Raw genomic sequence first — 15,474 nt, 5'->3', positions numbered from 1 at the left:
CAGCGCTTCTACGAGGGCGATTCGGTTGTCGCGGTTCGTACTTCGGTGATCGCGCTGATGGCGGCCGGATCGGTATCGGGTTCCATCCCTCTGGAAGTCGGGGCGGTCTCCACATCGGTCCAGCAGGCGGTGGGTTCGGGCATTCCACGCAGCGGAATGTTGTCGTAGAGAACCCATTTGGCGCGCTCGTGCTCGGCTGCCGCTTCTATGATCGCACCGCTCACCAGGATTCGGCGCCGCACCTCCTTGGCTTCGGTGGTCAGCCGGGCGGCCTCATTTACCGCATCGCCGATCACCGTGTACTCCAACCGCGTATCGGAGCCGATATCGCCGGCGAACACCCGCCCACGTGCGACGCCGATGCCGATATCGAGTTCGCCGGTGGCCGTGACCTCGTCGCGAATGCGCCGCGCGGCTCGCAGGGCAGGTGTCGCATTGTCGCGCAATGCGATCGGCGCACCGAAGATGCACAGCGCCGCATCGCCCTCGAACTTGTTGACCAGCCCGTTATTCTCCTCGGTCGCGGCAACCACGATCGCGAGCAGGCGATTGAGCTTCGCCACGAAATCATGCGGCGTCAGACCGCTGGACAGCTCGACGGATCCGGTGACATCGACGAACAACGCCGAAACCTCGCGCACATCGCCGGTCAGATCGACCCCGCCCGCCAAGGCCCGCTCGGCGACCTCCGCGCCGACGTGCCGGCCGAATACATCCCGCATCCGCTCGCGTTCACACAGATTCGCGGCGAGTTCATTGACCGAATTCTCCAGCCGCCCGATCTCACTGGTGCTGCCGACGGGAACCCGAACATCGAACTCGCCCTTGGTGATCCGATCGAGTGCCCGGCGCAGCGTGCGCATCGGCGTTGCGACCGAACGGGCCAGGATCGCGGTCGCCAGCGCGCCGGATCCGATGCCGACGATGGAGAGGTAGATGGCGGCGCGGACGCGGTCCGGTGCGCCGGAGGCCGGGTCGGCGAGCACCGTGATCAGCATGAGCAGCGGCATCGCACCCGCCACCGCCCAGGTCATCACGACCCGCATCAGCACCGAGGAACTCCAGTGCGCGGTGGGGCCGAGCACCCCGGACACCACCGGAATGGTCGGGCGGATCAGCCGGTCGACGATCAGGAAGGTGAATCCGGCCGATTGCAGTGCGCCGAGGGTGAACAGTGCCACGGTGACGGCCGCACTGTTGTGTGCGGCCAGATGTGAGAGCATCGAGGCCGCAACGATCACGCCGGGCAGCCATATCGCCAGCGCTCGGGTGGTGATCGCGATCGGTAGGCGCAGCAGTCGTTGCGCCTCGTCGACGGTCGGCTTTCGCCCGTCATCGAGCCACCCGAAATACGCGGTCCGATCGCGCACGGCGAGCCCGACCCCGGCCAGGAAACCCATCACCGGATAGATCGACGCCAGCCCGATGATGCGCCGCCAGTCATCCCCGATCCGGCCGAAAAACCCACTGAGCCACAGCTCGGTCACGATCACTCCGAGGCCACCGAGGTTCGCGGCGATCACCACCGCCGCCAACCCCCACCGCGCCTTGAGCGCCCAAACAACCAGCTTGGTGATCACGGTGCCCTGACATCCGGATCGGAGCCCGCCTTCGCCGTCGCGTGCGTGCGCACCGAAACCCCGACGCGCACGGACGTCCCCGAGCCGGGTAGCCACCAGTTCCAGGTTCCGAACAGCTTCATCAGCGCGGGCACCAAGACCAACCGCACGAGTGCCGCATCGATCGCTACAGCCACCGCCAGCGCCAACCCGACCTGCTTCAGCTCCAGCACGCTGGCGGTCAGGAAACTGCCGAAGATCACCACCATGATCGCCGCCGCCGCACTGATCGGGCGGGCCGTGTGCTGGAGCCCCGCCGCCACGGCGTATTCGTTATCGGCCGCGGTGCGCGCGGAGTTCTCCCAGAACTCCTTGATCCGGCGGATCAGGAACACCTCGTAGTCCATCGACAGCCCGAACAGAATCGCGAAGACCATCGTCGGCAGGAATACCTGGATGAACCCGGTGCTGTGGAACCCGAGCAGTGACTCGCCGACGCCCCACTGGAACACCGCCACGGTGATGCCGAGGGCCGCGCCGGTGGCCAGCAGATTCATCACTATTGCCTTGATCGGTAGTGCGATGCTGCGGAAGGCAGCAATGAGGAACACGAACGAGCAGCATAGAACCAGCGCGACGACCAGTGGCAGTTTCGCCGTGATCTCGTCGGACATATCCGCGAACTCCGCCGTCGCACCGCCGACCAGCACGTCACCGGGCAGTTCGGTGGCCCGGTCGCGGATCTCCCGGACGAGTTGATCGGCCTCGGTGGAATCGAATGCGGTCTTCGCAATCACCATCGCGAAGATCCGTCCGTCCCGCTGGATCGGCAGCACCTGTTCGATGCGCTCATCCGAGCGGAGTGCGGTCAGGAAGTTCTGCACCTCGCTGGTCGAGGTGGCGTTCAGCGCCGTATCACCGGAACCGGTCACCACGATTGTGATCGGCGCGAGCAGTCCGGGCGCGAAATTCTCCGAGGCGATCTTGCTCGCCTTGCCGGACGCGGTATCGCCCATCGCCGCGGTGCCCATATCCATGCCGTAGCGAATTCCGGTCAGCGGCGCCGCCGCCACCAGCAACACCAGCGTGGCCGCGATACCGAATACCACCGGTCGTGCCATCACGATCCGACTCCACCGCGCCCACCGCCCACTCGCCGGATCGGCATCGACCCCCGGCCGGGTCTCCAATGGCTGCCATCGCGCGGGCAGAGCGCCGCGATTCACCCGCGACCCGAGCATTGCCAGCACCGCGGGCAGCAGCGTCAGCGCCACCATCAGCGTGGCCACGACCGCGACCGCCACGCCCACCGCGATACCGCGGAACACGGGCGCGCGCACCACCACCAGCGAGCACAGCGAGATCATCACGATGAAGCCCGAGGCGACGATCGTCTTACCCGCCGTGGCGATAGCGATCCCGCAGGCATGCGCCACACCGGCCGCGGAACTCCCGCCCGGCTTCGCGAGCTCTTCGCGGAACCGACTGACCACGAACATCGCATAGTCGAGCCCGATGCCGGTGCCGATCATGGTCGCGACGGCCAGCAACAGCGAACTGGTCGCCATCACATGCGAGAGCAGAAACAGTCCACCGAAGGCGAGCAGCAGTCCGCTCAAAGCCACCATTACCGGCACCAACGCGGCGACCACCGTGCCGAGTGCGAGGATGAGCAGCACGAACGCTACCGGCAGGCCCAGCGCCTCGGCCCGCCCGGAATCGGCCACCTCGATCTCCATCAGATCGCGCAGCACCGGTGAGAAGCCGGTGAGCGCGACGGTCACCCCGTCCGCGGCGAACTGTCCCGCACGTTCCTGCAGCTCACCGGCCAGCTCTGCCCGCTCCGGAATCGTGCCGTCGATCCCGACGACCGCAAGCGCCGCATGCCTGCTCGCCGAGATCTGCGACTTCTGATCTCCCTGGAACGGCCCCACCGTGACCCGCACCCCGGGAACCCCGCGCAGATCCGCGACCGACCGCTCCACGATCGCCCGGTAGGCCGGATCATCGACGGTCCGCTGCTCCGAATCGAAGACCAGCGCGAGCTGTTCGGCTCCCAGATCGGGATAGTGCGCGGCGAGCAGTTCGGTGATCCGCGTCGATTCCGCCTTGTCGGCGTGGAATTCCATGGCCTCCAGGCGGCCGTTGAGCTGTGGGTAGGCGACCGCGCACGCGGCGATCAGCACCAGCCATACCGCGACGACGATCCGCCGGTGCTGTGCCATCGCCACGCCCCAGCGGTAGCCGATACCCTGCTCGCGCCTCGCCTGCTGTCTACCGGTCTCGATCGTCTGCTGTCTCATATCGCCCCGCCATTTTCCGGATCCGCATCCGTCCCCAACTCTATTGCCGCTAAGAGCAATTCGGCATGCCCACGATGCTCCGGCTGCCCGGCTGCATTCAGCGCAGTACGACCAACCAGATCGCGGCGTAGTGGCAGAGGGCGGCGAGCACCGTAGCGGCGTGGAAGAACTCGTGGTGGCCGAAAACGGTGGGCCACGGGTTCGGCCATTTGGTCGCGTAGAGGATCGCGCCACCGCTGTAGACCAGACCGCCGATGAGCAGCAGGATCAGCGGTGCGAGGCCGATATTCGTATTGAGCTGCCCGGCCACCGGCACGATCGCCCAACCGAGCAGCAGATACAGCGGCACCCCGACCCAACGGGGCGCGGTCGGCCACAACAGTTTCAGCGCCACACCGGCCAGCGCGCCGAGCCACACGACCAGCAGCAGTATCTGGCCCGTTCGTCCAGGCAGGCCGAGCAATGCGAACGGTGTATAGCTGCCCGCGATGAACAGGAAGATCATCGAATGGTCGGCCCGCTTCATCTGGATGCGCGCCTTCGTGGTGGCCCAGGTCACCCGGTGGTAGACGGCGCTGATGCCGAACAACCCGCACACCGTCAGCCCGTAGATCAGAGTGGACCAGCCCGCCGTCGCCGAGACGATTGCGGCCTTCAAGACCAAAACGAGCACCGCGATTGCCGCGATGCCGACCGCCCAAGTGTGAATCCAGCCCCGCATCCGCGGCTTGATCAGTATCGACGTGCCCGGGATCGCGACAGGTGTCGCATCGGTCGTGCCGATCATTTCGGACACCGAGTTACCTCCTAGTGATACCCGCCAGTAACCTACGGTACCGTAAGTTGCGGTACTTGGTCACTGTACCCGGAACCACAGTCGATGCCGGGATCGCGCCGCTGAGGCGTAGGGTTGGTCGCCGTGGAGCTTCCGAGTCAGGTGCGTGGTTTGCCGTACCGCATCTACGAGGCGCGGCTGTCCAAGCAGCTGGCCGGCAAACAACATCCTCGGCACGTCGCGGTGATGTGCGATGGTAATCGGCGCTGGGCCAGAGAAAACGGTTTCACCGATGTGACCCACGGGCATCGGGTCGGCGCGCTGAAAATCGCCGAACTGGTCGGCTGGTGCGCGGACGAGGGCATCGAGATGGTGACCGTCTATCTGCTGTCCACCGAGAATCTGCAGCGCGATCCCGACGAACTGGAGACCCTGTTCGAGGTGATCACCGATGTCGTCGAGGAGCTGTCCGCACCGGAACAGAACTGGAGTGTGCGCATCGTCGGCACCCTCGACGGCTTTCCGGAATTGGTCGCCAAGCGGCTACGCACCGCTGCCGAACGCACCATCGGACGCGACGGTGTGCACGTGAACGTCGCGGTCGGCTACGGCGGCCGGCAGGAGATCGCCGATGCGGTCCGCAAGCTGGTCCGCCAGGAGGTCGCGGCGGGGGAGACCGGAGAGGATCTGGTCCAGTCGATCACCGTGAACTCCATCGGCCAGCACCTCTACACCTCCGGCCAGCCGGATCCCGACTTGGTCATCCGAACCTCCGGTGAGCAGCGTCTTTCCGGGTTTTTGCTGTGGCAGAGCGCATACTCGGAAATATGGTTCACCGAAGCCTACTGGCCGGAATTCCGACGGGTGGACTTCCTGCGCGCCTTGCGCGACTACGCCGCTCGACATCGCCGCTTCGGTATCTGACGCAACGGCATTCGCGTACCGTCCGGTTTGTGGACGAGTCGACGAGTGTTGTGCCCGGGCCGAAGGGGGAGCAGATGTCCTACATCGGCTATGAGGAATTCGGTCGGCGCTTCCTGGAATATGCGGCCTCGGAACAGCGCATCTCGGGTGCATTCGCCCAGTTGACCGGTGCCGCCTTCGATTTCGGCCCGATCGGTGTCGGGCCCGCCAAATTGGCGAAGGTCGCCGCGCAGGTGCGACTCGGAGAGTCGAAGCTGCAACGGTACGTCGACGAGGTCATCTCCTTCGAGCTGGTCATTCCGCTCGATGTAGATCTGCTGCTCGATCTCGCCGTCGACCGGCACCGCTTCCATGTCGACGGCAATATCCACCTGCATTTGACTGTGCGCACCGCCGAACCGCTGCGGGTCGTCATCGATATCGCCGAGCCACGCCCGAGCGATGTTCGCATCAATGTGGCCACCGCCACCAAACGCGGACAGCTGCTGCGCATCCTGGCCAGCGTCGACCACGAGATCCGGCGCTTCGTCGCGCGCTATCTCGCCACCGAGATCCGCAAACCGCATATCGCCGCGGTGCGCGATATCGATGTCGCCGCCCGGCTGGACGCGGCCTGGAAGCTGTGACTCCTTCGAGCTGACCGGTTTCCAGCTGGCCGTTTCGAGCAGACCGTTTCGAGCAGACCGTTTCGAGCGACCTGCAAGCAGTCGCTACGGCCTGCAAGCAGTCGCTACGGCTAGAGCTTGCGCAACCGCAGCCGATTGATGCTGTGGTCGGCGTCCTTGCGCAGCACCAGCGTTGCGCGCGGACGGGTGGGCAGAATGTTGTCCACCAGATTGGGCCGGTTGGTGGAGTTCCAGATCTCCTTCGCGGCGGCCGTCGCCTGGTCGTCGGTGAAGCCCGCGTAGTGGTGGAAATGCGCGTTCGGATCGGCGAAGGCGGTCTCGCGCAGCGTGAGAAACCGTTGCACATACCAGTTCTCGATGTCCTCGATGCGTGCGTCGACGTAGATCGAGAAGTCGAACAGATCCGAGACCATCAACCGCGGACCGGTCTGCAGCACATTGAGACCCTCCACGATGAGAATGTCGGGCTGAGTCACACAGTGGAACTTGCTCGGCACGATGTCGTAGGAGATATGTGAATACACCGGCGCACATACTTCGGCTGCACCGGATTTCACCTCGGTGACGAAGCGCAGTAGTTTGCGGCGGTCATAACTTTCCGGAAAACCCTTGCGGTGCATGATGCCGCGCCGAGTCAGTTCCGCGGTGGGATATAGGAATCCGTCGGTTGTGACCAAATCCACACGCGGATGGTGATCCCACCGCGCGAGTAGGGCCTGTAGTACGCGGGCGGTGGTGGATTTTCCGACCGCGACACTGCCCGCGACACCGATCACGAATGGCACCTGTTGATCGGGATGGGTTTCCCCGAGAAAGGTCGCGGTCGCGGCGAACAGCCGCTGACGTGCGGCGACCTGCAAGTGGATGAGGCGAGCGAGCGGGAGGTAGACCTCGGCGACCTCTTCCAGATCGATCTGTTCGCCGAGGCCGCGAAGACCGATCAGTTCTTCCTCGGTGAGCACCAGGGGAGTCGATTTACGCAGGGTCCGCCACTGTTTCCGGTCGAATTCCACATAGGGACTCGGCTCGCTCATTCGTGCCACTTACCCGACACTCCGTTCAGGCAAACACGCATACATCGCGCGCCGACTGTATGAGATTCGGTCCAGCTCTCGCATAGCCGAATTCTGCTCTGCGTCAACATCGTGTGAAACGCGGGGTGCCGATACCGGGTGGTAACCGGTCGATGACATGGCCTTCAGCGGCTAATGTCGGCGGACATGGAAGCGCATCCCCTCGTGACCGAGTACCTGCGGCTCGGCTTGGCATTCGACCGGCTGGAGGAAGGTTTCGTCGACGCCTATACCGGCGATCCGGCGTTGCGTCGCGAGGTGGAGAACGCGCCTGCTCCCGAGCCGCGCGAGTTGGCGCGGCGGGCGGCGGCATTGCGGGTAGAACTGCCCGCGGCCGGATTGCCGCGGCAGCGGACCGAATTCCTCGATGTGCATCTGCGCGCGCTGGAATGCTCCGGCCGCAAGTTCGCCGGGGACGACATCGGGTTCGTCGACGAGGTGCGCGCGTACTTCGATGTCGATATCGCACCCGGCGATGTCGAGGACTACCGCGACGCGCACCGGCAGATGGACGAGGTAGTGCCAGGTGACGGCCCGCTCGCCGAACGGGTGACCGCATTCCGCAAGGCCGATGAGATTCCGCCGGAGCGGTTGAGTGTCTGTGTCGAGGCGTTCTCGAGTGCGTTGCGGGAACGGGTGCGCGAGCGTTATCCACTGCCCGACCACGAGCACGTCACCTATGAGGTGGTGGGGGATAAGCCCTGGTCCGGCTTCAATTACTACCTGGGCAACTACCACTCCCGGGTGGCGATCAACTCCGATCTCAAACAGCATATGGCGCATCTGCCCGGCCTCATCGCGCATGAGGCCTATCCGGGACATCACACCGAGCACTGCCGCAAGGAGGCCGGTCTGGTCGCGAACGGGCAGGCCGAGCAGACGCTGTTCCTGGTGAACACTCCGCAGTGCCTGATGGCGGAGGGTCTTGCCGATCTGGCATTGCGTTCGATCGTCGGACCGGGCTGGGGCAAGTGGGCGCAGGAGATCTACGCCGATCTGGGTCTGCGTTTCGAAGGTGAACGCGCCGAACAGCTTTCGAATGCTTCGGCCAAATTGCTCGGAGTCAGGCAGGATGCCGCGCTGCTGCTGCACGATCGCCGCCGCGATGCCGACGAGGTCGCCGAATTCCTGCAGCGCTGGGGCCTGACCACCCAGGAACGCGCACGCCAGTCCCTGCGCTTCTTGTCCTCGCCGCTGTGGCGCGCCTACATCAGCACCTACGTCGAGGGCTACCGCCTACTCGGCAGCTGGCTGGACCGGGCCATCGACGCCGACGACCGCGCCGACCGCTTCCGCCGCCTCCTCGACGAACCGCTCACTCCCGGTGCCCTGCGCGTCATGTGACTACTGGATGACGGCACAACCGCCGCCGCTGGAGATGGTGCAGATCAACTGGGACAGCGTCCGCAGGAGGGCATCGAGCGGCGATGTCGGGACCGAGACCAGATTCGGCATGGCGTCTCCTCGGGGTAGCGATGTGGACGGACTCGCCCGTGAAACCGGTGATATCGGCCCTGGTGTTAACGCCTGTCTGCCCCCGAAAACTCGCGCCCCTTGCACAATGGGCACGCTCGACCTGCGGCTTCGTGTGGAACAGTGCGCTGGAGTACCGGCTTGCACTGGTTGGTGACCCATTCGGCGCGCGCGAGGCACATCCTCACGCGGTGAAGGTGATGCGCACCGAGATGGGGTCGGATTCCAGTGCCTTGATCGTCCATGCCGTGGCCGATTCGGAGGTGCGGCCCCTGGCGAAGCTGCGGGCGCGGGCGACCACATCGTCATCGGGGACGAAGGCCGCGGTGCCGGTGTACCAGCGCTTGCCCTGACGCAGCCGGACCTGCGGATTCGCCGCGATATTGCGCGCCCAGCCCGCGCGGTGGCCGTGCTGGGAGATCAGCCACGCGCCCTCGTCGTCGATCGAAACGGTGACCGGCACGCGGCGCGGCTGACCCGATTTGGCGCCGATGGTCTCCAGTTCGGCGAGCATCGAGGAGCGGATACCGATTCGATCGAGCAGTCCGACAGCGGGATTGGCGAGATAGCGCCCGACGAACCGTTCCCGGCGGAACTTGCGCGCGGCGGCTTCGGTGGTGCGTTGACTCATAGCTGTGCTCCTTCAGCGGAAGATGACGCAGGTCGTGGAGCCGTGTGCGACCAGCTTGCCCTGGTCGTCGACGACGCGACCCTCGGCGGTCGCGGTGGTGCGGCCGACGTGGATGGTGGTGCCGGTGGCGATCAGGCGACGGCCGTCGGTGGGGACCGCGCGGATGTAGTTGATCTTCAGTTCCAGCGTGGTGTAGCCGACACCGGCGTCGAGCGTGGTGTGCACCGCACAGCCCATCACCGAATCGAGCAGGGTGGCGCAGATGCCGCCGTGCGTGGTGCCGAGCGGATTGGCGAAATCGGGCCGGGTCCGCAGTCCGAAGGCCGCTTTGCCGAATTCGAGCTCCTCGACCTCCAAGCCGAGCAGATCGCCGATGAACGGCGGGCGCGATTTCGTCGTCATCGCGGTACGCAGCAGTTCGAGTCCCGACAGCTGCGTCAGATCGGTCGGTGCGCTCATGACCGCGCCTCGCCGCTCGGCTTCGTCATGACCGCAGATGCGGCTGTGTCGAATGTTCGCTCGCTCATGAATCCCGTCCTTTCGATGAACCGATCGGTTCACATCTGTCATGATTGCAGCATGGACCGATCGGTTCATGCAAGCATGGAAGAGGAGGACGGCGATGACCTCGGGTCCGCGCGACCGACTGATCGAGAGCGCCATCGATCTGGTGCGCGAACAGGGCGTGCACGCCGCCGGGCTCGCCGCTCTGCTCGAACGCAGCCGTGCCTCCCGCAACTCGCTCTACCAGCACTTTCCATCCGGCAAAAGCGAGCTGGTCGAGGTTGCGACCAAGACGGCCGGTGAGCGTCTCGCCGCAGTGACGGACAAGATCACCGGCTCCGGATCGGCCGAGCAATGGATCGCCGCGCTCGTCGGCTGGTGGCAGCGCACGCTCGAAAAGTCCGCGTTCGCCACGGGATGTCCGATCGTCGGCGCCGCACTCGCCGAATCCGAGCCGCGGGTGCAGGCCGCTGCGGGCGCCGTGTTCACCGACTGGACCGACCAGATCGCGAACGGATTGCGTGACAAGGGTTTATCGGCCGAGGAGGCGCGGTCGCTGGCCGGGTTCGTCATCAGTGCGTTGGAGGGCGCCATCATTCAATCCCGGGCGCTGAAATCCACTCGGCCGCTCGACGACGCGCAAGTGCACCTCACCGCCTTATTGCGGTCCGCCGTCCCCGGGGCTTGACGGGTCTCGGCCCGTTGTCGACCCCCGGATAAGATGATTGGACCGCGACTGGCGCACTCGAGGTGGAAGCAACCACCGGGAAGCACCCTCGCCCCGCACCGCGCGCCTGGGTGCCGGGCTCATGGCCTTGGGGTGCGCACTCCGGGCCACCCCGGACCACGGAGGTTGCGATGCATACCGAGACACAGAACCCCCTGATCGGCGCGGCGCGGACGGCCAATAGACTCGGCCAGGTGACGCAGACGACCGCCTCTGTCAATACCCAATCCCTCGGTGAGCTCGATCCGGAGGTCGCTGCCGCGATGGCGGGCGAACTCGCCCGCGAACGCGACACCCTCGAGATGATCGCCTCGGAGAACTTCGTGCCGCGCGCGGTGCTGCAGGCGCAGGGCAGCGTGCTCACCAATAAGTACGCCGAGGGCTACCCGGGCCGTCGCTACTACGGTGGCTGCGAGCACGTCGATGTCGTCGAGACCCTTGCCCGCGATCGCGCCAAGGAACTCTTCGGCGCCGAATTCGCCAATGTGCAGCCGCATTCCGGCGCGCAGGCGAATGCCGCGGTGCTGATGGCGCTGATGGAGCCGGGCGACCGGCTGCTCGGCCTCGACCTCGCGCACGGCGGTCACCTCACCCACGGCATGCGGCTGAACTTCTCCGGCAAGCTCTACGAGGTGCACTCCTACGGGGTCAGCAAGGAAGATCACCGCATCGATATGGAGGAGCTGCGCAAGACCGCGCTCAGCTCGCGTCCGAAGGTGATCGTCGCCGGTTGGTCGGCCTACCCGCGGCACCAGGACTTCGCGGCGTTCCGGGAGATCGCCGATGAGGTCGGCGCGAAGCTGTGGGTCGATATGGCGCACTTCGCCGGTCTGGTCGCCGCCGGTTTGCACCCCTCGCCGGTGCCCTATGCCGATGTGGTGTCCTCCACCGTGCATAAGACGCTGGGCGGTCCGCGCTCCGGGTTGATCCTTGCCAAGCAGGAGTACGCCAAGAAGCTCAACAGCTCGGTATTCCCCGGTCAGCAGGGCGGCCCGCTCATGCACGTGATCGCGGCCAAGGCCGTCGCGTTCAAGATCGCGGCGAGCGCCGAATTCAAGGAGCGCCAAGAGCGCACCCTGTCCGGTGCGAAGATTCTGGCCGAGCGGCTCGGCGGCGCGGATGTCAAGGACAAGGGCATCAGCGTCCTCACCGGCGGCACCGATGTGCACCTGGTGCTCGTCGATCTGCGCAACTCCGAGATCGACGGTCAGCAGGGTGAGGATCTGCTGCACGAAATCGGAATCACGGTGAACCGCAATGCCGTTCCGTTCGATCCGCGCCCGCCGATTGTCACCTCCGGCCTGCGTATCGGCACCGCCGCCCTCGCCACCCGTGGGTTCGGTGACGCCGAGTTCACCGAGGTCGCCGACATCATCGCCACCGCACTGGCCGGCGGCTCCGATGTCGATGCCCTGCGTGCCCGCGTCACCAAGCTGGCCCGGGACCTGCCGCTCTACAACGGCCTCGAGGACTGGCACCTGCTCGGCTGAGCCCTCTTATTCGCCTGGGAATCCGGCTGCGCGCCAACGGTATTCGTTGGTGTGCAGGGGTTCCCAGGCGAATTCGTTTGTAGGTGAGGTCGAAAGCATCTCCATCGCCGGACTTCTGGGCGGTTGCTGTGGGGCCCCGCATTGAGATCGCCGCGGCTGGCCCGATCTGCGCCGATTCGCACGACGGCCGACTCCGCGTCGGCGACCGAATGCACCCCGAGTTCCGGCAGGTAAAGAGCGATCTCGCCGCGATCGGCAACAAGAACAGCGGTCGACGCGCGGCTGACCGTGCTCGTCGGTTGTCGGACCGTACATCGTCCGATGAGATGCTCACCCGCCCGGGCCCGCAGGAAGAAGGGTCGGCGGGCACAACAACCCGGGTGGGCAATGGTTCAGAGGCGCAGGGGGCAGCCGGGTTCGAGGATGTGGACGGTAGTGTCCGCGGCCAAGTCGGCGGTGGCATCGCGATAGAGGTCGGGGCGGTTGCGGGTGGATTCGGTCATCAGGCGGTCGCCGAGGGGACCGCTGGTGAAGGCGTAGTGGATGGGGACGGCGAGTCCTGATCTTGATCCCGCAGCGCGAGTCCTATTGGTCGACGCGGGCTTTGGCTCGGACGATGGACTCGTCTAGGTAGCGGGTGATGTCGGCGCTGGTGGCGGGACGGATCATGAGGGCGCGGTTGGCGGGCACTTCGCAGTAGCGGCCGGCCTTGGTGTCGATCCAGCGGAGTTTTCCGGTGCGCAGAGGTTCGGCATTGCGCGGGCCGACCAGGACGGTGGCGGTGCCGCTGGTGTCGCAGGGTTGGCGCCAGAAGCGGCGGTAGCGGTCCTGGATGGCGCGGGCGGGGGAGTTGCCGAAGGGGTCGGGGCGGTCGTCGTTGAGATCGTCGAGGAGGTAACTCTTTTCGGCCGCGGTGCCGGGTGGCGGATCGGGGAGCAGGCGGATCAGTTCGGTGGCGAGTTGGTCGACGCGGACTCGGCGCAGCCGTACCTTGCCGCCATCCGGAGCCGCAGCCTGCAACGCGATGACGCCAGGTCCGGTGCGGGTGGCGCAGCCGATGGCGCGCAGTTCGATCCCGCCGCGGGTGTTATCGATGCCGAACAGTTCGATGCGCCACTCGGGTTTGGCGAGCACCCCGATGGCACGCTGCAGCGACGCATTGTCCGCACGGTCCAGCTCCGCGCGGAATTGCCGCTGGTAGGCCCGATATTCATGAAGTCCGGGAAAGCGGCTGGTGAAGCGAAACGGAAAGGGCATGCGATCCAGGCCGGTGCCGAACCAGGCCGCCGCGAATTGCTCGGCGGACAAGGTCCACTGCGTCATCATTGCGCCCCGAGTACGGGCGGCACGGTTTTCTCCACTTCGCCGATGAGCTCCTCGCCGTGCTCCTCGGTGCGTAGGTACTTCGCCGACTTGTGTTCACCGTCCTCGCCCCGGCGGCCACGCGCGCCGGGCGGAAACATCCCGGAGTACCCGGCGGCACCTGCCGCGCCCACCCGGGTCGGTGTACCGGTGGTCGGCTGAGCAGTCGTCGCTACCGGTGTGGTGCCCGGCACCGACTTGCCAGGACTCGGAGTCTCGCCGGTGTTGGGCGCAGCACCGAGACTGGGTGCGCCACCGGGACTGGGTGCGCCACCGAGACTGGGGGAAGCACCCGTCGAGGTCCCCGGCCCGATCCCGCCGGACGTGACTGCGGTCGGTGCGATCTGCGTACCGGCCGCCGAGGGGATGGCCGACGTTGCGGATGTATGGGTGGCGGACGCGGGCATGGTCGACGAGCCATTGTGCTGAGTCGACGAAATAGATTGCGGAGCAACAGCTTCAGCTCGCCCCGACCCATCCGCCTCGCCTGTGCCCCCGCCATTGTTCGGATCCCCGGCCTTACCGGTGTCCTCTGCCTTACCTGTATCCCCGGCGCCGCTGGTCTCTTCCGCTTTGCCCGAATTCCCAATCCCGTTGCTGTCCGCCGCTTTACCTGTATCCCCAGCCCTGCCGGTGCCCTCCGTCGTGTCTGTATCCGTTGCCTTGCCGGCAGCCTCACCCGGTCCGGTGCCCTCCGCCGGGCTCGTATCCCATGTCTTCCCGGAATCCCCACCCGGCAAAGCCCCCAGTACTCCCGAAACCGCCGACCCCCCAGAGATCGGATTGACCGGCGGCGGCAACGTGGGAATCAACGGCGCCGTACTCCCATAAGGCTGGATATAAAACGTGCTCATATCGTCCCGAGCCTGCTCCTCCCGCGAATTCCGCAGCTCAGGCCCTCGCGCATTATCCGAACTATCCACCACCGGCGGTACCGCCACCTTGAACCGCCCCGCCGCGCTCACCGCCGCCGACAGCGGTGTCGACTGCTGATCCAGCGACTCACCCAGCTCACCGACGCGCTCGGCATACTCCCGAATGGCGCGCACCGCCCGGTCGGCCGCCGCGCCCTCCCAATGTTGATCCACTGCTTGCTGAATCGCGGTTTCGAACTGCTGTCCGGCCTTGGTCACCGCCGCCGCGATGGCCGCCCAGGCATCGAACGCACCGTCCAGTCCGTCCGGGTTCATCTGGTCCGCAGCCTGTTTGATCTCCGCGTGCGAAAAGTTCTGCGCGTTCTCGGGATCGGTGATCGCGCGGCCGTCCATCTGTGCTGTCATGGCCGAGCCAGCCCCTTCCGTCAGTGCCGTCTGACCCTATAGACGCACTCGACCCCACCCCGGTTCCATCGAAACACAGCCGATCTCGCCACGCCAGACCATCTGGTCCGCTGAAGGGTGCCGGTGGTACCGATGTCAGTTCGCATTGGCGGCCGCGACCAGCGCCGGGTAGTCCGGCAGCTCGATGGTCTTGACGTTCTCGGTCATTTTCACCATCTTGTCGTACATCCACGAGTGCAGGAACCAGTTGCGGAACTTGATGCCGAGCGCGGTCTTCGGCGCGAAGAAGCGGCCCGCATTGCTGTAGTCCGCGAGTTTGCCGAGCGAGTGCATGAGCTCGTCGTAGCGCGCGAAGGCCATCCGGTAATCGCCGTCGGCGAGCGCGAGTTCACCGGCCATGATGTAGGCGCCCTGCACCGCGAGTCCGGTTCCGAAGCCGCCCAGGGTGTTTCCGTAGCCCGAATCGCCGACCAACGCGACCCGGCCCCGGCTGTAACTCTTCATCTTGCGCACCATGCTGATCGAGTCCAGGAAGAAGTCGTCGAACTCCGCCATTTCGGCGAGCATGCGCGGCGCCTCCCAGCCGACCTCGGCGAAGGTCTCCTCGATGATGTGTCGCTGTGCCTCGATGTCGTCACGGGCGTAGTCGAGTTCGGGCGAGGCGAAGATGTAGAGCTGCTGTGCCTTCGAGCCGCCGGTGATGACACATTTGCCCGGCTCGTTGTAGCCGTAGGCCGTCATCCGCTC

Annotated in this window: 14 protein-coding genes and 1 riboswitch; of the genes, 5 read left to right on the top strand and 9 right to left on the bottom strand. The window is 65.8% G+C overall.

Annotated features, from left to right (window positions below; genetic code table 11):
- Positions 1-8: 8 nt before the first annotated feature.
- The 3 genes from ON44_RS27625 to trhA all read right to left on the bottom strand — a co-directional run bounded on the left by ON44_RS27625 (position 9) and on the right by trhA (position 4,649).
- On the bottom strand, positions 9-1,580 hold the full coding sequence (locus ON44_RS27625; RefSeq protein ID WP_083898185.1) for an adenylate/guanylate cyclase domain-containing protein: 1,572 nt from the start codon (positions 1,578-1,580) through the stop codon (positions 9-11).
- Positions 1,577-3,862 (bottom strand): MMPL family transporter, encoded by a 2,286-nt coding sequence (locus tag ON44_RS27620; protein ID WP_063721645.1) that lies wholly within the window; start codon positions 3,860-3,862, stop codon positions 1,577-1,579. Before ON44_RS27620 ends, ON44_RS27625 begins: the two co-directional genes overlap by 4 nt.
- Before the next feature lie 97 nt (positions 3,863-3,959).
- On the bottom strand, positions 3,960-4,649 hold the full coding sequence (trhA, locus tag ON44_RS27615; protein WP_051182523.1) for a PAQR family membrane homeostasis protein TrhA: 690 nt from the start codon (positions 4,647-4,649) through the stop codon (positions 3,960-3,962).
- A gap of 123 nt (positions 4,650-4,772) precedes the next feature.
- Between trhA and ON44_RS27610 the strand changes: the two genes are divergently transcribed.
- Both ON44_RS27610 and ON44_RS27605 read left to right on the top strand, forming a co-directional pair.
- On the top strand, positions 4,773-5,561 hold the full coding sequence (locus ON44_RS27610; protein ID WP_085998630.1) for an isoprenyl transferase: 789 nt from the start codon (positions 4,773-4,775) through the stop codon (positions 5,559-5,561).
- A 29-nt stretch (positions 5,562-5,590) separates the two neighbouring features.
- Positions 5,591-6,187: a hypothetical protein gene (locus tag ON44_RS27605; protein ID WP_245567356.1), complete on the top strand. Its 597-nt coding sequence runs from the start codon at positions 5,591-5,593 to the stop codon at positions 6,185-6,187.
- Positions 6,188-6,297: 110 nt separating this feature from the next.
- Here ON44_RS27605 and coaA read toward each other — a convergent pair whose 3' ends face one another.
- A complete protein-coding gene (gene coaA / locus ON44_RS27600; protein WP_040695223.1) occupies positions 6,298-7,230 on the bottom strand; it encodes a type I pantothenate kinase in 933 nt (310 codons plus the stop codon).
- Positions 7,231-7,407: 177 nt separating this feature from the next.
- Between coaA and ON44_RS27595 the strand changes: the two genes are divergently transcribed.
- Positions 7,408-8,604 (top strand): hypothetical protein, encoded by a 1,197-nt coding sequence (locus tag ON44_RS27595; protein ID WP_040695274.1) that lies wholly within the window; start codon positions 7,408-7,410, stop codon positions 8,602-8,604.
- A gap of 313 nt (positions 8,605-8,917) precedes the next feature.
- Here the strand turns inward: ON44_RS27595 and ON44_RS27590 are convergent, their stop codons facing one another.
- A complete protein-coding gene (locus ON44_RS27590) occupies positions 8,918-9,364 on the bottom strand; it encodes a nitroreductase family deazaflavin-dependent oxidoreductase (RefSeq protein WP_040695222.1) in 447 nt (148 codons plus the stop codon).
- 12 nt (positions 9,365-9,376) lie between these two features.
- Complete coding sequence (locus ON44_RS27585; protein WP_040695273.1) at positions 9,377-9,823, bottom strand: PaaI family thioesterase; 447 nt, start codon at positions 9,821-9,823, stop codon at positions 9,377-9,379.
- 163 nt (positions 9,824-9,986) lie between these two features.
- Here ON44_RS27585 and ON44_RS27580 point away from each other — a divergent pair, with 163 nt between their 5' ends.
- Together ON44_RS27580 and glyA are read left to right on the top strand one after the other, a co-directional pair.
- Positions 9,987-10,556: a TetR/AcrR family transcriptional regulator gene (locus tag ON44_RS27580; RefSeq protein WP_051182522.1), complete on the top strand. Its 570-nt coding sequence runs from the start codon at positions 9,987-9,989 to the stop codon at positions 10,554-10,556.
- A gap of 34 nt (positions 10,557-10,590) precedes the next feature.
- Positions 10,591-10,675: riboswitch (ZMP/ZTP riboswitch) on the top strand.
- A gap of 114 nt (positions 10,676-10,789) precedes the next feature.
- Positions 10,790-12,085 (top strand): serine hydroxymethyltransferase, encoded by a 1,296-nt coding sequence (gene glyA / locus ON44_RS27575; RefSeq protein WP_040695270.1) that lies wholly within the window; start codon positions 10,790-10,792, stop codon positions 12,083-12,085.
- Positions 12,086-12,670: 585 nt separating this feature from the next.
- Here glyA and ON44_RS47115 read toward each other — a convergent pair.
- The 3 genes from ON44_RS47115 to ON44_RS27555 form a co-directional block, all read right to left on the bottom strand.
- Positions 12,671-13,411, bottom strand: coding sequence for an ESX secretion-associated protein EspG (locus ON44_RS47115; RefSeq protein ID WP_051182521.1), 741 nt, complete (start codon positions 13,409-13,411; stop codon positions 12,671-12,673).
- Positions 13,408-14,727, bottom strand: a complete 1,320-nt coding sequence (locus tag ON44_RS27560; RefSeq protein WP_083898184.1) for a PPE domain-containing protein — start codon at positions 14,725-14,727, stop codon at positions 13,408-13,410. The genes ON44_RS47115 and ON44_RS27560 overlap by 4 nt, the downstream gene beginning before the upstream one ends.
- A 135-nt stretch (positions 14,728-14,862) precedes the next feature.
- Positions 14,863-15,474, bottom strand: a 612-nt coding sequence (locus ON44_RS27555) for an FAD-dependent oxidoreductase (protein ID WP_040695217.1), incomplete at its 5' end; no start/stop codon positions are given.

Source organism: Nocardia vinacea NBRC 16497, from assembly GCF_000308835.1.
GTDB lineage: Bacteria > Actinomycetota > Actinomycetes > Mycobacteriales > Mycobacteriaceae > Nocardia > Nocardia vinacea.
Note: the sequence above shows the minus strand (reverse complement) of the source record. Positions and strands in the feature narration are given on the sequence as shown.